This window comes from Sanguibacter gelidistatuariae, assembly GCF_900096585.1.
GTDB classification, from domain to species: Bacteria; Actinomycetota; Actinomycetes; order Actinomycetales; family Cellulomonadaceae; genus Sanguibacter; species Sanguibacter gelidistatuariae.
The window spans coordinates 167,787-186,196 of sequence record NZ_FMYH01000004.1 but is presented as its reverse complement, the minus strand read 5'-3'; the positions used below and the strand labels follow the sequence as shown (position 1 = coordinate 186,196).

The following is an 18,410-nucleotide window of genomic DNA, read 5'->3' as shown; positions in this document are numbered from 1 at the left end:
TCAAGTAATCTGAGGGCATGCATTCCGGGCACGAGGACGAGGTCGACCGCATCATCGCGGCATGGACTCGGGTGCGCCCTGACCTGGATGTCTCCCCGCTGGCCGTCCTGTCCCGGGTCAGCCGGCTCGACCACCACCTCGACCACGCCCGCCGCGGTGCCTTCGCGCGCAACGAGCTCGAGCCGTGGGAGTTCGACGTGCTCGCCGCGCTGCGCCGGGCGGGTGAACCTCATGTCCTGTCCCCCGGGGCACTGGTCACCCAGACCATGGTGACCTCGGGAACCATGACCAACCGCATCGACCGGCTCGAGGCGCGCGGCCTCGTCGTGCGTGCGCCGTCCCCCGATGACCGCCGCGGCGTGCTCGTCCGCCTCACCGAGACCGGCCTGACCCGCGTGGACGCCGCGTTCAGCGACCTGCTCGCCGTCGAGCACGAGGTCCTGGCGGTCCTGGACCCGGCCGACGAACCCGCGATCGCCGATCTCCTGCGTAGGCTCGTGGCGCAGTTCGACAACCTGTCGTGAGTCTGCACTCGCCGGCGACGGGGCCTGCGGCCTGCCCGCTCCTCGGGCGGCGCAGGGCGCTCAGAGAAAGAATTGGTGGCGGCGGGGACGATTCCCGGCCGCCACGCGTTGACCAATAGGACCCGACGACGTGTCTACCCGCCCAACTCCCCGATCACATTCGTCAGACAGGGAATCACCACATGGTTCACGCCTCACTCATCCCGTGGCTCGACCCGGTGACGATCATTCCCCAGCTCGGACCGTGGGCGCTGCTAGGGATCTGCTTCATCGTCTTCGCCGAGACCGGGCTGCTTGTAGGTTTCCTGCTCCCCGGTGACACGCTGCTGTTCTTCGCCGGACTGCTCACCCACACCGGGGTGATCAGCATCGACATCGTCTGGGTCTGCCTGGCGATCGTGGTCGCGGCCTTCCTCGGCGGGGAGGTCGGATACCTCATCGGCCACCGGCTCGGCCCCAAGGTCTTCGAGCGCAAAGAGTCCGGGCTGTTCAGCATCAAGAACGTCGAGCGGACGAACATGTTCTTCGACCGCTTCGGCGGCCCCGCGGTGATCATCGCCCGGTTCATCGCGGTGGTCCGTACCTTCGCCCCCGTCGCGGCTGGGGTGGCGCACATGAACTACCGCCGATACTCCCTGTACAACCTCATCGGCGCGGCCATCTGGGGCGCGGGCCTGGTCATGCTCGGGTATCTGCTGGGCGGGATCAGCTGGGTGAGCACCTACGCGGAGAAGTACATCGACGTCGTCATCCTCGGCGCCGTGGCGCTCACCCTGGTGCCGATGCTGATCCACTACTTCCGGTCCAGCATGCAGGCTCGCCGCAACGCAGCGACCGGTCTGCCCGACGTCGCGGTGGCTGGCGCCGCCGCCGCGGGCATCGTCACGATCACCCCCGCGATCGTCCACACCGACCACACCGACCCCACCGACAAGCCCCGCGCGTAGCCAGCAAGGACCCGGTGCGGTCAGCTGGTCTCGGCGCTGCGGACGGTCACGGCCATGGTCGGTGCGATCTCGGCTACGAGGGCTCTCCAGCGTTCCAACGCCGGAGCCTGGGCCGCGCCGGGGACCAGGATCAGGTCGACCCGGCTCGATCCGATCGAGAAAGTGTCGACCTCGTCGTCGCCGGCCACGGCATGGACCACAGCGAGGCGCGGGGCGTTCGCCGACCCGTCGCGGGAGAGCTCGACCGACCCGTCCGCCGTGGTGAGTCGCACGTCCAGCACGACTCGCCCCTCAGCCTCGGCGGCGCTCGTCCAGCCGGTCAGCGCCGCGGCGAGGGCGTCTGCCTGCTCCCATCCATCGCCTGCAAGGAGCACCTCGGCCGCACCGCGCGGAACGCCTCCAGCCGAGTCACCGGCCACGTCGACGGAGACGGCGCCATCGGCATCGCTCACCCCGTCGAGCCCGCGGGCGAAGGTCTCGAAGTCGGCGACGACGGCGGCGACCGCCGGATCGACCGGTGACCCGTCCAAGGACGACGAGCTGACCGAGGCCCCCGGCGCGGAGTCCTGGGCCGAGCTCCCGACACCGACCCGCACCACGAGCGCGACCACCCCGCCGATGAGGACCCCAGCGCCCACGACCAGGGCGAGGACGATCGCCAGCACCCGCCACCGCGCCCGCGCGCCGGCGCTCCGGGTGTCCGTCTCCGCTCCCGGGAGACCGTCCGGAAGCAGGTCGGAACGGTGCCCCGCGTCGTCGGCGCTCTCCGCCGTGCGCCGTGCCATCAGCCGGCGATCTCTGCGTGGTCGAGCCACTCGGTCTCGAGGACTTCCTTCTCCTCGGCCAGCGCCCGCAGCTGGGCGTCGAGCACCGTCACCGCGCCGTGGTCGGTCGCCTGGGCAGCCATCTTGTCGTGGATCTTCGCCTCGAGCTCGGCAATCTTGTTCAGCCGCCGTTCGATGCGGTTGATCTCCTTCTTCGCCGCGCGCACCTGCGCGCCGCTCGGCGCCGCCTCCCCCGGACCGTCAGCCCCCGCGGCGGCCCCCACGGATGGAGCGCCCGACCCGGCGTCAGCGGCCGCGGCCATCGCCGCATGCCGCAGCTCGAGATACTGCTCGACCCCTCCGGGCAGGTCCCGGATCATGCCATCGCCGAGCAGGGCGACCTGACGGTCACAGACCCTCTCGAGCAGGTACCGGTCGTGGGAGACCACGATGAGCGTCCCGGGCCACCCGTCGAGCAGGTCCTCCAGGGAGGCCAGGGTGTCGGTGTCGAGGTCGTTCGTCGGCTCATCCAGGAGCAGCACGTTCGGCTCCCCCACGAGCAGGCGCAGCAGCTGCAGACGGCGGCGCTCCCCGCCGGAGAGGTCGCGCACGAAGGTCGAGGACCGCTCGTGGGTGAAGCCGAGGCGTTCGACGAGCTGGTCGGCGCTGAGCTCCTTGCCGTCGACCGCGACCGTGCGCTTCTCCTGCTCGATCACCTCGAGCACCCGCAGCCCGCCGACCTCGTCGAGCTCGTCGACGTCCTGGGTGAGCTCGGCGATCTCGATCGTCTTGCCACGCTTGATGCGGCCGGTATCCGGCTGGGCGCGTCCCGAGAGCAGCTTGAGCAGCGTCGTCTTGCCCGCGCCGTTGACGCCGACCACGCCGTAGCGGTCGCCCGGGCCCACCCGCCAGGTCACGTCGTCAAAGAGCACCGTGCCCTCAGGGTTCGGGGAGCCGTCGGCGTTCGGCACCCGCAGGGACACGTCCTCGAGGTCGAGCACGTCCTTGCCCAGGCGCTTGGTCGCCATCCGGGTGAGCTCGAGCTGGTCGCGCGGGGCGGGCTCGTCGGCGATCAGCGCCGCGGCGGCGTCGAGGCGGAACTTCGGCTTCGAGCTGCGCGCGGGTGCCCCGCGCTGCAGCCACGCGAGCTCCTTGCGCAGGAGGTTGTCACGCTTGTCGGCGGTCATCTGGGACATGCGGGCACGCTCGGCGCGGGCCAGCACGTAGGCCGCGTAGCCGCCGTCGTACCCTTCGACCGCTCCCGTCCCGTCGCCGGTGACCTCCCACATCCGGGTGCACACGGCGTCGAGGAACCAGCGGTCGTGGGTCACGACGACGAGCGCGCCGCGCGCGCCGGGGCGGGCGTAGCGCTCACGCAGGTGGGTGGCCAGCCAGTCGACCCCCTCGACGTCGAGGTGGTTGGTGGGCTCGTCGAGGAAGATCACGTCGTGGTCGGCCACGAGCAGCGCGGCGAGCGCGACCCGGCGGCGCTGCCCGCCCGAGAGCGCGTCGACCTCCTGATCGAGGTCGAGGTCGGCGAGCAGACCCGCGTGGACCGAGCGGATCGCCGCGTCCATCGCCCACGTGTGCTCGTCCGCGTCCCCGTGCACCACACGGCGCACGCTGAGCCCGGGCATGAGCTCGTCGCGCTGGTCGAGCATGCCGACGTCGAGCCCGCCCACCCGGGTGACCCGGCCGTCGTCGGGCAGGATCTTGCCGGCGAGCAGGCGCAGCAAGGTGGACTTCCCGGCGCCGTTGGGACCGACGACCCCGATCCGGTCGCCGTCCTCGATGCCGAGGCTGACGCCGTCGAGCAGCACGCGGGTGACAGCCACGACGCGCAGTCCGTGGGCGCCCAAGAGGTGAGCCATGTGCTTCTTCCGTCGAAGGATGTGTCAGATCAGGTCGGGGCGTCGGGATGGCCTCGGTCGTGAGGCCATGCTGGCAGCTTCACCAAGCCATTGTCTCAAGAAGATCGTGTGCGGGGTCGAGCATTGAGCTCTTCAGCTCGTCGCCCCGCGCGTGTTCCGGCCGAGCGCCCTGGGTGACCACCCGTGCTGAGTCCGTTGCACACACATCCGCTATGGCTTACGCTAAGCCTTGGAGAAAGGGTTGTGATCCATCAACACTCCCCTGCCGCTGTTGTGCAGGCCGGACGCTCCATACACACCCCGCTGGGCTCCCCCCGCCTGGCGCACACCTGAAGATGCTTGGAAGGAACACCTCAATGATGAGATCCCGCACCCCGTGGGTCGCCGGTCTGGCGGCCGTCAGCATGCTCGCCCTGTCCGCGTGCTCGAGCAACGGAGACACCCCAGCCGACGCCAGCAGCCTCACCGTCTGGGTCATGGGTGACAGCTCGGCAAACTTCGACACCCTCGTCGCACCGTTCACCAAGGACACCGGCATCGCGGTCAAGACCGTGGCCGTCCCCTGGGACAGCATCGATCAGCGCTTCACCACGGCCGTCGCGTCGGGCAACGGCCCGGACGTCCTGCAGATCGGCATCTCCAAGCTGCGGACCTTCGCGGACAGCGGCGCGCTGCTCCCCCTCGACGAGACCACGATTGCCGACTACCCGAACCTCGCGGCTGATGGCTTCATCGATGGCGTGGCCGGCGACGCCACGGCGATCGGCGGCGAGGTCGTGAGCGTCCCGTGGGTGAGCGACACCCGCGTGCTCTTCTACCGGACCGACATCCTCGAGGAGAACGGCATCACCGCGCCCCCCACCACGTGGGACGAACTGCGCGCCGACGCCAAGGTCCTCAGCGACCGCGGTGTCGACCAGTACGGCTATTACGTGCCGCAGTGGGACAGCTCGCTGCCCGTCATCATGACGTGGGGCAACGGCGGTGACATCCTGACCACCGACCAGACGATCAACTTCGACACTCCTGAGTTCGAGGCTGCCGTCGACATCTACGCCGGTCTGTACGCGGACGGCAGCGTCCCGACGAACGCCGACTTCGATCAGACGCAGGGCTTTACGTCTGGCATCACACCGATGGTCATCTCCGGCCCCTACCTCGCGAACGCGATCTCGGCCGCCGCTCCTGAGTTGGAGGGGAAGTGGTCCGTCGCTCCCGTGCCCGCATCCGTCGACCACACGTCGCTGCTCGCCGGCTCCAACCTCAGTGTGTGGGGCAAGAGCGGTAACACCGAGGGTGCGCTCAAGCTCCTCGACTTCCTCTCCACCCCCGAGACCCAGCTCGCGTGGTACGCCGCGGACGGTCAGCTCCCCACGAGCAAGGCCGCCCTCGCCGACCCGACGCTGCTGAGCGATCCGATCACCGCCGTCTATGCCGCCCAGCTCGCCGACTCGAGGCTGCTGCCGCTCGTGCCGAGCTGGGACGGTGAGACCGGAAAGGCACTGCTCGACGCGCTCAACTCGATCGTCCTCACAGGCGCAGACCGCGCGTCGACCCTGGACACCCTGTTCCAAGCCACGGGTGACACCTCCGTCAGCTGACCACCGACTGGCACGGACGCGCGGGGCCAGCCCCGCGCGTCCGTCCGGAGGAGAACAATGAGACCTCGCATCACCCCCTACGTCTTCATCGCACCAGCCACCCTGCTGCTGGTCGCCTTCGGTGTGCTGCCGATCCTCGTGGCCACCTTCGTGAGCTTCACCGACATGAACCTCGCCGGCCTCGGCGACTGGTCCCGGATCAGCTTCGTCGGCGTCGACAACTACTCCCAGCTCTTCGGTGACGCGGCGTTCTGGCAGGCCATGCGGAACACCGGCCTCTTCGCCGTGTTCGGCGTGCCGTCAGTCATCATTCTGTCGCTCGCCATCGCGCTGCTGCTCAACCGCAGTGGCAGCCGGTTCTTCAAAGCCCTGCGGTCGTTCTACTTCGTCCCCGCGATCACCGCGATCGTCGCAGTGTCCCTCGTCTGGGGCTACCTGTACAACACCCAGTTCGGGCTGTTCAACTACCTGCTGTCACTCGTCGGCGTGGGACCCGTGCAGTGGTTGAGCGACCCGACGATGGTGAAGTTCTCCGTCGCGCTGGTCGCCGTGTGGCGCGGTACGGGCCTGAACATCATCATCTTCCTCGCGGCACTGCAGGGCGTCCCCAAGGAGTACCTCGAGGCCGCCGAGCTCGACGGCGCCTCGGCCTGGCGCAAGACGGTCTCGATCACCATCCCGCTGCTGCGCTTCGCGATCTTCTTCGTGACGATCACCACGGTCATCGCGTGGCTGCAGTTCTTCGACGAGCCGTTCGTCCTCACCAAGGGCGGTCCGCTCGGTGAGTCGACGAGCATCTCGCTGTTCCTGTTCCAGACCGGCTTCTCCGCGAGCAAGTTCGGCTACGCGAGCGCCGGTTCGGTCGTCCTCTTCGCGATCATCGCGATCATCACCCTCGTCCAGCTCCGAGCCAGGAGGACCGATGTCGACTACTGAGCTCGCCCCGGCACCGCCCGCCCGTCGTCGCACCACCCCGCAGGTCCGCACGCCCAAGCCCCGCGGACGTCGACTCACTGTGCTCGTTGGCGCTGTGCTCGGCGTCGGCGCCCTCGTCACGGCCTTCCCGTTCTTGTGGATGGTCGCGACGTCGGTCAAGCCACGCAGCGAGTCCGTCGCATATCCGCCGCAGATCCTGCCGAAGGAGCCGACGTTCGAGTACTTCGTCCAGCTCTTCCAGGACCTCGACTTCGGCCGCTACCTCGTCAACACGCTCATCATCGTCGCCATCTCGATGGTCGGCCTCGTGTTCATGGCGATGGCCGGCTACGGGTTCGCCAAGTTCTCGTTCCGGGGCCGCGAGCCGCTGTTCTTCCTCGTGCTCGTGACGATGATGATCCCGGTCCAGGTCACCATGATCCCGACCTACCTCATCCTCAACGGCATGAAGCTCACGAACACGCTCGTCGGAGTCGCGCTGCCGAGCCTCGTGACGGGCTTCAGCGTGTTTCTCTTCCGCCAGTTCATGACGACCATCCCGACCGAGATCCTCGAGGCCGCACGCATGGACGGTGCTGGCGAAGCCAGGGTGTTCGCCAGGATCATCCTGCCCATGTCCAAGCCGATCCTCGCTGTGCAGGTCGTGCTCACGTTCATCGCGGGCTGGAACAGCTTCCTCTGGCCGCTCATCATCGCCAACGACGAGCGCTACTACACGCTCTCGGTCGGGATCTCGTTGCTCAACCAGCAGATCGCCTCCAACCCGTCCCTGCAGATGGCCGCAGCCACGCTCATGGTCGTGCCGATCCTCGTCGTGTTCGTCGCCTTCCAACGCTTCGTTGTCCAGGGCTTCGCCCTGTCCGGCCTCAAATGAGGCCTCGAAAAATGAGAGAGAGATACCACTCCGTGACACCCTCACGCTCTTCCGGCTACGTCCACGTCCGCGGGACGGACATCGTCGACGGCTCCGGGACCCCCCTCCTGCTCCGCGGCGTCGGCCTGGGCAACTGGCTCCTCGCTGAGGGGTACATGTGGAAGTTCGGCGACGACATGAGCTCCCCGCGCCAGATCGAGGGCCGCGTGCGCGACCTCGTCGGCGCCGAGAGCGCCGAGACGTTCTGGCGCCGGTTCCGCGACGTGTTCGTCACCGAGGCCGACATCGCCCGGATCGCCGAGCTTGGCTTCGACCACGTCCGCCTGCCGATCAACGCGCGCGGGGTGCTCCACGACGACGGCACGTTCCGTGAAGACGGCTTCGCGTACATCGACCGCGCGATCGAGTGGTGCGAGAAGCACGACCTGTGGATCCTCCTCGACCTGCACGGCGCCCCCGGGGGGCAGACCGGCACGAACATCGACGACTCCGAGCACGGCAAGCCCGAGCTCTTTATGGACGAGCGCTTCCGCGCGCAGACGATCGCACTGTGGCAGGAGATCGCCCGTCGCTACAAGGACCGCACGTCGGTGCTCGGCTACGACCTGCTGAACGAGCCGCTGCCCAACGAGTGGCAGCACATCTACGCCGACGAGCTCATCGCGCTCTACGTCGACCTCACGGCCGCGATCCGCGAGATCGACACCGACCACCTCATCATGTACGAGGGCTCGCACTGGGCGACCAACTGGTCAATCTTCACGTCGGTCATCGACCCGAACTCCGTGCTCCAGTTCCACAGGTACTGGTGCCCGCCCGAGCACTCGAGCATCGCCGAGTACCTCGAGGTCCGCGACCGGCTCCAGCTGCCCATCTACATGGGCGAGGGCGGCGAGAACACCCCCGAGTGGATCTACACGGCCACTCGCCTGTACGAGCAGCACGGGATCGGCTGGAACTTCTGGCCGTGGAAGAAGCTCGACACCCTCACCTCCCCAGTCTCGGCGGTCCGCCCCGACGGGTGGGAGCTTGTCAACGACCCCGCCGGCACCCCGCCGCCCGAGGTCGCGGACCGCATCCTCGACGCGTTCCTCGACAACGTCGCGCTCGAGAGGTGCACGCCGCACCCACTCGTCGTCAACGCGCTGTTCGGCCGCCCCCCGCTGCACCTGCCAGCGTGGGGGTACGTCGAGGCCGACCCGACAGCCCCCACCCGCTTCACCATCCAGACCCCGGCCGACGGGTCGAACGGAATCTGGCACCACACCGCAGGCGAGCTGTACGCGCACGACGAGCTCATGCCCGTCTCGCTCGTAGCTGGCCAGGAGCTTGAGTACCCGCTCGAGTCCGAACCGGCCGGGGTGCAGCTCGACAGCTCGACGCCCGACGCGTTCGAGACGCGCTGGGCGGGCGACAGGCTCGTCATCCGTGCGACGGCCACGGCGCAGCTGCGCGGCCTCGACGTGCTCGAGGCCTGAGGTGGGCGAGGGGACTGCGGAGCGCCGGGCCGGGACAATCGGCCGGGCGACGGGAGGTGCGCAGGACCGCTGGTATCGTCGGACCACCATGAGCGACGACGGACCCGCGAGCAGGCCTGTGCTGGCCGTCCCGAAGGCCTCCACAGTCACCTCGCTGCGCCAGCGGAACCGGGCCGCCGTGCTCAAACAGATCATTCTGTCCCAGGAGACCACCCGGGCGACGATCGCCAAGGAGTGCGACCTGTCCGCAGCGTCGGCGACGAACCTCGTCGCCGAGCTCATCGGCGACGGTCTCGTCCACGAGACAGGCTCGATCTCGTCGCGCGGCGGACGCCCCATCACGCTTATCGCCCCCTGCCCCGACAGCGCGTACGCGATCGGCGCGGACATCGGTGAGCGGGGCGTCGCCGTCGAGCTGTTCGACCTCTCCATGCGCCGCGTCGACCGCGAGTTCCGCGGCGGCGGGGCGCCCGAGACCCCGAAGCGGATCGCGCTCGAGCTGGGCGAGGCCGTCGACGCCCTGCGCGCCCGCAACCCCGAGGCATCGGAGCGGCTGCTCGGGATCGGCCTCGGGCTGCCCGGCCTCGTCGAGACGGCGCCGGACGGCCGCCAGACGCTGTACGCGCAGAGCCTGGGCTGGCCCGCCGTCCCCATCGAGGACCTCATCCGCACCGACGTGCCCGTCTACGCCGAGAACGGCGCCAAGACCCAGGCCAAGGCCGAGCTGTGGTTCGGGGCGGCCCGCGGCGTCAAGCACGCGCTCGTCGTCCTGCTCGGGCGCGGCTCGGGCCTCGGGGTCGTCGCCGACGGCAAGCTCGCTGTCGGGGCCTCGGGCAGCGCCGGCGAGTGGGGCCACACGAAGATCGTCCGCGGCGGGCGCCCGTGCCGCTGCGGCAACCTCGGCTGTATCGAGGCGTACGTCGGCGCGGACGCGATCCTCGAGGCTTGGCGCGAGCTCGGCGGCACCTTCGACGGGACAGGCTGGGGCGCGCTCGGCGCCCTCATCGACGCCGCCCACGCCGGGGAACCGGCCGCACGCACGGTGCTCGACGACGTGATCGACACACTCGGTGCGTCGCTCGGCGGCATGGTCAACCTCACGAACCCGCAGCGGATCGTCGTCGGCGGGTGGGTGGGCCTGCGCCTCATGGAGACGTGCGCGCTGCAGATCGAGACCGCTATCCGGGCGAACGCGCTCACCCGTCTGGGCGCTCAGTTCGAGCTGTTCACCTCGACGTTCGGCGGGGACACAGTCGCGCTCGGATCGGCACTCATGCCTGTCGAGGCCCTCATCGCCGACGCCCCAGACTGAACTGCACCTGCCGCGTGCCGGGACGCGGCGTACGGCCGACCCCGGCACGACTTCCCCGTTCTGGCACCTAGGCTTGTCCTATGGCCCACCTCCTCGGCGGCGAATCGCTGCGCCTGTCCTTTCCCACCAAGCTCGTCTTCGAGTCGGTGACCGTCGGCATCAACGAGGGTGACCGGATCGGCATCGTCGGACGCAACGGCGACGGCAAGTCCTCCCTGCTCGCGATGCTCGCCGGGCGCCTCGAACCGACCGCAGGGCGCGTCACCACCCGCGGCGGCACGCGCATCGGCGTCCTCGACCAGCGCGACACCCTCGACTCCGCGCGCACCGTCGCGGAGTCGATCGTCGGGTCGACCCCCGAGCACGAGTGGGCCGGCGACCCCAAGATCCGCGACGTCATCACGGGCCTGGTGACCGACCTGCCGTGGGACGGCCTGATCGGCGAGCTGAGCGGTGGTCAGCGTCGCCGCGTCGCGCTCGCCGCGCTCCTCGTCGGTGACGACGACGTCCTCTTCCTCGACGAGCCGACCAACCACCTCGACGTCGAGGCGATCACCTGGCTCGCCGCCCACCTGCGCCGTCGCTGGGGTGTGAACGCGGGCGGGCTGCTCGTGGTGACCCACGACCGCTGGTTCCTCGACGAGGTCTGCACCGCCACGTGGGAGGTGCACGACGGCATCGTCGAGCCCTTCGAGGGCGGGTACGCCGCGTACATCCTCCAGCGGGTCGAGCGCGACCGGATGTCGGCCGCGAGCGAGTCCAAGCGCCAGAACCTCATGCGCAAGGAGCTCGCCTGGCTGCGCCGCGGCGCCCCCGCCCGCACCGCCAAGCCCAAGTTCCGCATCGACGCCGCCAACCAGCTCATCGCGGACGAGCCGCCCGCGCGCAACTCGGTCGAGCTCGCCCAGATGGCCACCTCACGGCTCGGCAAGGATGTCGTCGACCTCGTCGACGTGTCCGTGAGCTATGGGGACAAGCAGGTCCTCAAGGATGTCACGTGGTTGATCGGCCCGGGTGAGCGGACCGGGATCCTCGGCGTCAACGGCGCCGGCAAGTCGACCCTGCTCGCTCTCGTCACGGGAGACCTCCAGCCGACGACCGGCCGGGTCAAGCGCGGCAAGACCGTCAAGTTCGCCACACTCACCCAGCAGCTCGCCGAGCTCGAGGACATCGCCTCGGACCGCGTGAGCGAGGTCATCGCCCAGTACCGCACCTCCTACGTCGCCGGCGGCAAGGAGATGACCCCGGGGCAGCTGCTCGAGCGCCTGGGCTTCACGAGCGCGCAGCTCTCGACCCTGGTCAAGGACCTCTCGGGTGGCCAGCGCCGCCGGTTGCAGCTGTTGCTCATCCTCCTCGACGAGCCCAACGTGCTCATCCTCGACGAGCCCTCCAACGACCTCGACACGGACATGCTCGCCGCGATGGAGGACCTGCTGGACTCCTGGCCCGGCACGCTCCTCGTCGTCTCCCACGACCGGTACCTGCTCGAGCGGGTGACCGATCAGCAGTACGCGCTCCTGGACGGGGAGTTCCGCAACGTCCCCGGCGGGGTGGACCAGTATCTCGAGATCCTCAAGGCCCGCCCGGTCACCGGCAAGTCCTCGGTGACTACGACCGGCAAGTCCTCGGCCGCGGCGCCGAGCTCAAGTGCCGAGTCGCGGACCGCCCGCAAGGAGCTCGGGGCCGTCGAGCGCAAGCTGACCAAGACGTCGGACCAGATCACCGCGCTGCACGCCACCATGGCCGCGCACGACCTGGAGGACTTCACGGGGCTGACCGCGCTCAACGACCAGCTCAAGGCGCTCCAGGCCGAGGTGACCACGCTCGAGGAGCGGTGGATGACGCTCGCGCACCTGGCGGACTGACTCCACGGCTGGTCCGCTCCTCGGCCACCTATTCCACGTCCGGCTGGCTCCTGAGCCAGCCGGACCTAGCCGACGACGCGGGCGCCGGGGACCGGCCCCGAGGCGCACACCACGGACTCGCACACCCCGGCGATCGTCAGCGCGGCCGCGATGGCGAGGGCGTGCTGGCGGCTACGCCCCAGCGCGGCGACCGTCGGCCCCGAGCCGGAGACGACGACACCGAGCGCACCGGCAGACCGGGCCACGGCCATCGTCTCAGCCAGGTCGGGGGCCAGGTCGAGGGCCGAGCCCTCCAGATCGTTGGACAGCGCCCGGCCCAGGCGCTCGGCGTCGCCGGCGCGCAGGGCGGCCATGAGCTCGGTGTCGGCGCCGTCCGGCATGTCGTGGCCGGGGTCGGCGACGGAGTCGAAGTGCTGGAAGACCGCGGGGGTGGACAGACCCGCGCTGCGCAGCGCGAAGGCCCAGTGGAACTGCCCGTGGACCATCGCCGGGGTCAGCGTGTCACCGCGACCAGTGCCTACGGCCGTGTGCCCGGCGAGGGCGAAGGGGACGTCCGCGCCGAGGCGGGCGGCCACCGAGGACAGCTCTTCGCGGCCCAGGCCGGTCCCCCACAGCGCGTCGAGTGCGACGAGCGTGGCCGCGGCGTCGGCGGACCCGCCCGCCATGCCGCCGGCGACCGGCACACCCTTGATGATCTCGAGGTGGGCGCCCTGCCGCACACCGGTGTGCTCGGCGAGGGCGCGGGCGGCCCGCAGGGCGAGGTTGGTGTCGTCGGTCGGGACCAGCTCGGCCCCGGGGCCGAGGACCTCGAGGGTGAACGTGTCCGACACCGTGGCCACGACCTCCTCGTAGAGGGAGACCGCCTGGAACACCGTCACGAGCGGGTGGTAGCCGTCCTCGCCCACGGGGCCCACGTGCAGGGACAGGTTGACCTTGCCCGGCGCCCGGACGAGGACCGAGCGCGGGCTCACGCCCACGCTCGACAGGTGCTTGAGCGTGGTCACAGGTCTGCGGGGCCGGGGGCAGCTGGGGTTGCGACGGGCGCGCCGGGCGTTGCGGCTGGCGTTGCGACCGGCGCTGCGGCGCGGGCCGCCGCCGCGGCGTCGAGGGCCTCGGCGATCCGGGCGAACTCCACGACGGTCAGCCGCTCACCGCGTGCTCCCGGGTCGACGCCGGCGGCCTCGAGGGCCTCCTGGGCCAGTGCCGGGGACCCGGCGAGACCGGCCAGCGCGCCGCGCAGGGTCTTGCGACGCTGGGCGAAGGCCGCGTCGACGACCTGGAAGACCCGCTTGCGGGTGGCCAGGGTCTGCGGGTGGTCGCGGCGCTCGAGCAGCACGAGCGCGGAGTCGACGTTGGGCACCGGCCAGAAGACTGAGCGTCCGATGGTCGCGGTGCGCCGGGCCGTGGCATACCAGGCTGCCTTGACCGAGGGGATGCCGTACGTCCGGTTCCCCGGCGGGGCGGCGAGCCGGTCGGCGACCTCGGCCTGGACCATGACGAGCACGCGCTCAAGGGTGTCGAAGCGTTCCAGGAAAGTCAGCAGGACCGGGACGGCGACGTTGTAGGGCAGGTTCGCGACGAGCGCGGTGGGCGGCGGGCCGGGCAGCTCCTTGACCGTGAGGGCGTCCTGCAGGATGACGGTGAGGTCGCCGGCGCGCTCGGGGGCCATGGTCGCGATCGTGTCCGGCAGCTGGGCGGCGAGCACGGGGTCGATCTCGACCGCGACGACGCTCATGCCGGCCTCGAGCAGGCCGAGGGTCAGCGACCCGAGACCCGGGCCGACCTCGACGACGCGCTGGCCCGGCGTGAGCCCGGCCGCACGGACGATCTTGCGCACCGTCCCGGCGTCGTGCACGAAGTTCTGGCCCAGGGTCTTGGTGGGCCGGACGCCCAAACGCCCCGCCAGGTCGCGGATCTGTGCCGGACCGAGCAGGGCGTTCGAGGTATCAGTCATACGGATGAGCCTAAAGGTTCAACCGCGGTGCTGCGTCAGGTGACCGTCAGCGAAGTCCGAGCTTGGACGAGCAGGCAGGCCACTGTCCCCATCCGGAGCGGGCCTGGAGGGCCTGCGCAAGGCGCGTCTGCTCCGCGGCGCTGGCCTGCGAGGGCAGACCCGTTCCGCCGAGAGACTGCCACGTACCGACCGTGAACTGGTACAGGCCGTGGTACAGCCCGTTGCTCGAGATGATCGAGGCATTCCCGCCGGACTCGCACTGGGCGAGCTTGCCCCACACGTCACCGGTGGCCACGACTGGGGCGGGCGCGGCTGCGGCTGCGCCCTCTGTGGTGGTCGCGGTGGCGGCTGGTGCCGCTGCCTTCGGCGTGACGACCTTCGGGCGCTCCTTGGTTCCCTGGGCGACCACCTTGGTCACGGGGGCGAGCGCCACCGTGTCCGAGACGAGCGTGCGGGACTCCTCGACGCCGTCGACCGTGGTGACGGAGAAGACGGTGCTCTGCTGGCCTTCGACGCCCTCGACCTTGGTCTTGGCCGCGAGGTCCTTGTACCGGGTGGAGTCGTCCTCTGTGACCGTCTCGAAGGGGATCGCCGCGTCGACGGTCTGCTCGGCCACAGTCACGCGGTTGACGACGATCGCGAGCTCGGTGTCGTCCAGGCGCGGGTCGGTGATGACGTCCGGGGTGGCCTCGGTGGACGGCTCAGCCGCCGCCGGGTCTTCCGCGGGGGCCGCCGGGTCTGCGGCGTCTGCGGCAAATGCAGCCGGGTCGACCTCGAGCGCTGCCGCGTCTGCTGCCGGAGCTGCTGCAGCCGCCTGGGCGGCCTCACGGTCGGCGAGCTGCTGCTGGGCGACGAGCGCCTCTGCGGTGGGGACGTGCTGAACCGAGACCCGGTCGAGCTCGCCGAGCTCGACACCCTGGTCCGTGAGGACCTCGGAGACGTCCGTGGCGCCGCTGGGCACCTCGGTGACCGCGCCGTCCACCTTGAGCTGGACGGGGCCCTCGAGAGAGAGACGCAGACCGAGGTCAACACGCCCGTCACCGGCAGACCGGGATGCGACGAGGCTGACCTCGTCGGCGCGGCCGGCATAGGCGGCGAGCAACTCGTCGGCGTCGACCGCGGTCGTGGTGATGGTCGTGGCCACGCCGTCCTGCTGGAGGGTGATCTCACGCGCATAGCGCACCACGACGTCGGCATCGTCGCTCAGCTCGGCGTTCTTCGACGGGGCGACGACGTCGTCCGCGCCGACCGTGATGCCACGCTCGGAGAGCAGGCCCTCGACGGAACCGGCGAAGGTCGAGACGGTCTGGACGTTGCCGTCGACGTCCAGGGTGATGGTCTTGTGGGCGGTCGCATACACTGCGGAACCGCCTGCGACGAGGGCTAAGGCCAGTCCACCGGCGATGATCGGCCAGGTGCGGCGCCTCGTGCGGCCACTGGTGTGGCTGGGTGCGTCAGGTTCGACGCTGTCTGAGGAGAGGGTCCATGCGGGGGTTGATGCGGCGTCGGCGAGGTTGAGAGTCTCACCAGGCTTCGTCGTACGCGCGCCGGAGCGTGCGGAGGAAGCGCTGAAGGGGTTTTTCACGAGTGTCCAGACGTGGATCCATCCGGGCACAGAACTGTGGCTGCGGGATTGCACCGCCGCCCCGAGGGGCTCCACGTCGATTCTGATCCGGCCGTCGCAAGCGAGCGTCAGACGGTAGAAACCGTCCGTTCTCACCTGCATCGCCAGGGCCTGTCCGGTCGTGGGACCTCACAGAAAAACACCTTGGCGACGTTCGACCGTAACCGATCCGTGACCATGCGCCAAGTCATGCACGCGATCTTCACACCGTGTTTGGGCGTTTCTGCTTGCCTCGGGCCGCCCTCCCCTCCCCCGCCAACCCCGCTGAGTGTACGAAAATGCGCGTCTCGCGACGGCGTGTGGCGTACAAAATCGTGCACTCAGCGGAGGGGGCGTGTTCGACGGGGCCGGGGGTCCAGCAGAGGGGTCAGTACCAGCCCTTGTTCTTGGAGTGGGCCCACGCGTCGCAGGGGGTGCCGTAACGGCCCTGGATGTAGCCGAGGCCCCAGGTGATCTGGGTCGCGGCGTTCGTGCGCCAGTCAGCCCCCACGCTGGCCATCTTCGACCCGGGCATGGCCTGCGGGATGCCATAGGCTCCGCTCGAGGCGTTGGCCGCGGTGACGCTCCACTTGCTCTCCTTGGTCCACAGCGACTCCAGGCAGGCGTACTGGTCGTCGCCCCAGCCCTTCTCGAGGGCCATCGCCTGCCCCAGCGCCCGCGCCGTCCCCGGATCGACGCTCACGAGCGACGGGTCGGGCAGCTCCAGGGTGCCGATGTGGACGATCTCGTTGCGCGCCGCGACGGTCACCTGCTGGGCGACGACGGTGCGCGCTGTCTCCACGCCGTCAACGAGGGTCACGTCGTAGGTGGTGACCGCCTGGCCCAGCTTGCCCGCCTGCTTGACGATCCGCTGACCGACGACGAGCTTGGGGTCCTGGACCTCCTCGACCGTGAACGGCAGCACCTCCGAGACCGAGGTGGCACTCTCCCCCGCGCGGCCGATCGTGATGACCTGGCCGTCGGCGGCCGGGCTGGTGAGTTCGACAGAGACCATGTCCCCGGGGTTGAGGATCACCCCGGCGGTCGCGAGCACGTCACGCACGCTCTCCTGGGTGGTCACGACGGCGATCTGCTGGCCGTCGATCGCGATCGTCACGTTCTTGACCGTGGAGATCTTCAGCTGCGCGCGCCCGAGCGCCTCGCTCCGGGACGCCGACACGCTCGCACCGTCGGTGCGCGGTCCGATCTCATCAAGAACCTCACCCACCGTGAGGGCCGTGGACTGGATGGACTGCGGCGCGCCGTCGATCTCGAGGTCGACCGTCTTCATGGTCCGCACGACGATGAGGTCTCCGTCGGAGACGGCGCTCGCCGCGGAGGGGAACACCACGTCCTCGGCGCTGATGGTCACCTGATGGCCGGCCAGCACGTCCCCGACGGTGCTGCCGAAGGCCGAGACCGTCCGGACGTCACCGTCGATCTCGATCGTGATCGTCTTGTGCATCGTGGTGAAGGCCGTCGTAGCGGCCACCAGGGCCACCAGGACGGCTCCCTGGACCACGCGTCGGACGGGGCTGTGGACGGGGCGGCGCTGGCCGCTGATCCGGTCTTTCGAGCTCACGCCGGGTATCCCTCTCCACAGCTTCGGGTGCTTGCGCACAGTCTGGCACGGTCGGTCGTCGCGTTCATAGTCCGGCGGGTCCGCCACCCGGTCGCCGGGCGGGCTCGGCCCTCTCCAGACATGATCGGCACATCCTGGCCCGAACTCAACCACCGTGGGCCGGGTGGTTGCCCGCCCTTCACCACGGGCCGTACACCTGCTCGGAGGTGGCGTCGATCGCGCGGCAGGCCTGCTCGAGGGGCACGTCCTGGACCGAAGCGATCGTCGCCATGGTCAGCGCGGCCAGGTAGGGCGCGTTCGGGCGGCCGCGGAAGGGGTGCGGGGTGAGGTAGGGCGCGTCGGTCTCCACGAGCACCTGGGCCAACGGGGTCGCCCGCAGCGCCGCGCGCAGCTCGTTGTTGGCTCCGAAGGTCACCGGCCCGGCGAAGGACAGGAACCAGCCCTGCCCTGCGCACAGCCGGGCCATCTCCGCGTCCCCGGAGAAGCAGTGGAAGACCGTCCGCTCGGGTGCGCCGTCGGCCGCGAGGATGTCCAGGACCTCCTGGTGGGCGTCGCGGTCGTGGATCTGCAGTGCGAGACCCAGCTCCTTGGCGAGCGCGATATGCGCGCGGAAGGACTCCCGCTGAGCGGCCAGGCCCAGGTCACCGGTGCGGAAGAGGTCCATCCCGGTCTCCCCGATCGCCCGGATCCGGTCGTTGCCGCGGGCGATCGCAGCGATCTCGGCGATCGCCTCGTCCAGCCCGACGCCGTGCCGCTCGGCCTGGGCGGGCACCAGCCCGTCCGGGCCGACGTCGAGCATGCCGGCGTGCAGCGGTGCCTCGTTGGGGTGGATCGCGACGGCCCCGACCAGCTCGGGGTGGCCGAGCACCGCCCGGTCGGTCCACCGTGCGGCGGGCAGGTCGCAGCCGACCTGGACCATCCGCGTGACGCCGACGGCGCGCGCCGCGGCCAGGAGGTCGGCCACGGCGGGCACCGGCGCGCCGTCGGGCAGGACGTCGGGGATGGACTCCAGGTGGGTGTGGTTGTCCACAACCGGCCAAGGCAGCGCCGCCGGGGCGGGCGGCCAGCTCAGGTCGCGCTCACGCTTCTTGCCCACGTC

At 70.1% G+C, this 18,410-nt stretch carries 15 protein-coding genes; 8 read left to right on the top strand and 7 right to left on the bottom strand.

The window, feature by feature from the left end:
- Nucleotides 1-17 precede the first annotated feature (17 nt).
- A complete protein-coding gene (locus tag BLQ50_RS10805) occupies nt 18-524 on the top strand; it encodes a MarR family winged helix-turn-helix transcriptional regulator (RefSeq protein WP_093183608.1) in 507 nt (168 codons plus the stop codon).
- A gap of 182 nt (nt 525-706) precedes the next feature.
- Entirely contained in the window at nt 707-1,471 is a 765-nt protein-coding gene (locus BLQ50_RS10800; protein ID WP_093183606.1) for a DedA family protein, read from the top strand.
- Between the two features lie 20 nt (nt 1,472-1,491).
- Here BLQ50_RS10800 and BLQ50_RS10795 read toward each other — a convergent pair whose 3' ends face one another.
- Both BLQ50_RS10795 and BLQ50_RS10790 read right to left on the bottom strand, forming a co-directional pair.
- A complete protein-coding gene (locus BLQ50_RS10795; protein WP_093183604.1) occupies nt 1,492-2,256 on the bottom strand; it encodes a hypothetical protein in 765 nt (254 codons plus the stop codon).
- Nucleotides 2,256-4,106, bottom strand: a complete 1,851-nt coding sequence (locus tag BLQ50_RS10790; protein ID WP_093183602.1) for an ABC-F family ATP-binding cassette domain-containing protein — start codon at nt 4,104-4,106, stop codon at nt 2,256-2,258. Before BLQ50_RS10790 ends, BLQ50_RS10795 begins: the two co-directional genes overlap by 1 nt.
- 356 nt (nt 4,107-4,462) lie before the next feature.
- On the opposite strand from BLQ50_RS10790, the gene BLQ50_RS10785 reads away from it, so the two are divergent.
- The 6 genes from BLQ50_RS10785 (at nt 4,463) to BLQ50_RS10760 (ending at nt 12,172) form a co-directional block, all read left to right on the top strand.
- On the top strand, nt 4,463-5,707 hold the full coding sequence (locus BLQ50_RS10785) for an extracellular solute-binding protein (protein WP_093183601.1): 1,245 nt from the start codon (nt 4,463-4,465) through the stop codon (nt 5,705-5,707).
- Between the two features lie 57 nt (nt 5,708-5,764).
- Entirely contained in the window at nt 5,765-6,643 is an 879-nt protein-coding gene (locus tag BLQ50_RS10780; RefSeq protein ID WP_093183599.1) for a carbohydrate ABC transporter permease, read from the top strand.
- Complete coding sequence (locus tag BLQ50_RS10775) at nt 6,630-7,517, top strand: carbohydrate ABC transporter permease (RefSeq protein ID WP_093183598.1); 888 nt, start codon at nt 6,630-6,632, stop codon at nt 7,515-7,517. The genes BLQ50_RS10780 and BLQ50_RS10775 overlap by 14 nt, the downstream gene beginning before the upstream one ends.
- A gap of 32 nt (nt 7,518-7,549) precedes the next feature.
- The gene (locus tag BLQ50_RS10770) at nt 7,550-8,995 is read left to right on the top strand and encodes a glycoside hydrolase family 5 protein (protein ID WP_245701111.1); all 1,446 of its coding nucleotides are present in this window, start codon (nt 7,550-7,552) and stop codon (nt 8,993-8,995) included.
- A gap of 88 nt (nt 8,996-9,083) precedes the next feature.
- Nucleotides 9,084-10,307, top strand: a complete 1,224-nt coding sequence (locus BLQ50_RS10765; protein WP_093183595.1) for an ROK family protein — start codon at nt 9,084-9,086, stop codon at nt 10,305-10,307.
- Between the two features lie 80 nt (nt 10,308-10,387).
- On the top strand, nt 10,388-12,172 hold the full coding sequence (locus tag BLQ50_RS10760) for an ABC-F family ATP-binding cassette domain-containing protein (protein ID WP_093183594.1): 1,785 nt from the start codon (nt 10,388-10,390) through the stop codon (nt 12,170-12,172).
- Between the two features lie 65 nt (nt 12,173-12,237).
- Here the strand turns inward: BLQ50_RS10760 and BLQ50_RS10755 are convergent, their stop codons facing one another.
- The 5 genes from BLQ50_RS10755 to BLQ50_RS10735 all read right to left on the bottom strand — a co-directional run bounded on the left by BLQ50_RS10755 (nt 12,238) and on the right by BLQ50_RS10735 (nt 18,407).
- Nucleotides 12,238-13,176, bottom strand: coding sequence for a 4-(cytidine 5'-diphospho)-2-C-methyl-D-erythritol kinase (locus BLQ50_RS10755; protein ID WP_245701109.1), 939 nt, complete (start codon nt 13,174-13,176; stop codon nt 12,238-12,240).
- Entirely contained in the window at nt 13,173-14,126 is a 954-nt protein-coding gene (gene rsmA / locus BLQ50_RS10750; protein ID WP_093183592.1) for a 16S rRNA (adenine(1518)-N(6)/adenine(1519)-N(6))-dimethyltransferase RsmA, read from the bottom strand. The genes BLQ50_RS10755 and rsmA overlap by 4 nt, the downstream gene beginning before the upstream one ends.
- A 46-nt stretch (nt 14,127-14,172) precedes the next feature.
- Nucleotides 14,173-15,711 (bottom strand): resuscitation-promoting factor, encoded by a 1,539-nt coding sequence (locus BLQ50_RS10745; protein WP_175559102.1) that lies wholly within the window; start codon nt 15,709-15,711, stop codon nt 14,173-14,175.
- Between the two features lie 406 nt (nt 15,712-16,117).
- A complete protein-coding gene (locus BLQ50_RS10740; RefSeq protein ID WP_245701107.1) occupies nt 16,118-17,311 on the bottom strand; it encodes a resuscitation-promoting factor in 1,194 nt (397 codons plus the stop codon).
- Between the two features lie 178 nt (nt 17,312-17,489).
- On the bottom strand, nt 17,490-18,407 hold the full coding sequence (locus tag BLQ50_RS10735) for a TatD family hydrolase (protein ID WP_093183589.1): 918 nt from the start codon (nt 18,405-18,407) through the stop codon (nt 17,490-17,492).
- Between the last annotated feature and the right edge of the window lie 3 nt (nt 18,408-18,410).

Coding starts and splice junctions, on each gene's coding strand:
- BLQ50_RS10780 (WP_093183599.1), top strand. CDS start 5,765: ATGAGACCTCGCATCACCCCCTACGTCTTCATCGCACCAGCCACCCTG.
- BLQ50_RS10805 (WP_093183608.1), top strand. CDS start 18: ATGCATTCCGGGCACGAGGACGAGGTCGACCGCATCATCGCGGCATGG.
- BLQ50_RS10765 (WP_093183595.1), top strand. CDS start 9,084: ATGAGCGACGACGGACCCGCGAGCAGGCCTGTGCTGGCCGTCCCGAAG.
- BLQ50_RS10790 (WP_093183602.1), bottom strand. CDS start 4,106: ATGGCTCACCTCTTGGGCGCCCACGGACTGCGCGTCGTGGCTGTCACC.
- BLQ50_RS10760 (WP_093183594.1), top strand. CDS start 10,388: ATGGCCCACCTCCTCGGCGGCGAATCGCTGCGCCTGTCCTTTCCCACC.
- rsmA (WP_093183592.1), bottom strand. CDS start 14,126: ATGACTGATACCTCGAACGCCCTGCTCGGTCCGGCACAGATCCGCGAC.
- BLQ50_RS10785 (WP_093183601.1), top strand. CDS start 4,463: ATGATGAGATCCCGCACCCCGTGGGTCGCCGGTCTGGCGGCCGTCAGC.
- BLQ50_RS10800 (WP_093183606.1), top strand. CDS start 707: ATGGTTCACGCCTCACTCATCCCGTGGCTCGACCCGGTGACGATCATT.
- BLQ50_RS10775 (WP_093183598.1), top strand. CDS start 6,630: ATGTCGACTACTGAGCTCGCCCCGGCACCGCCCGCCCGTCGTCGCACC.
- BLQ50_RS10795 (WP_093183604.1), bottom strand. CDS start 2,256: ATGGCACGGCGCACGGCGGAGAGCGCCGACGACGCGGGGCACCGTTCC.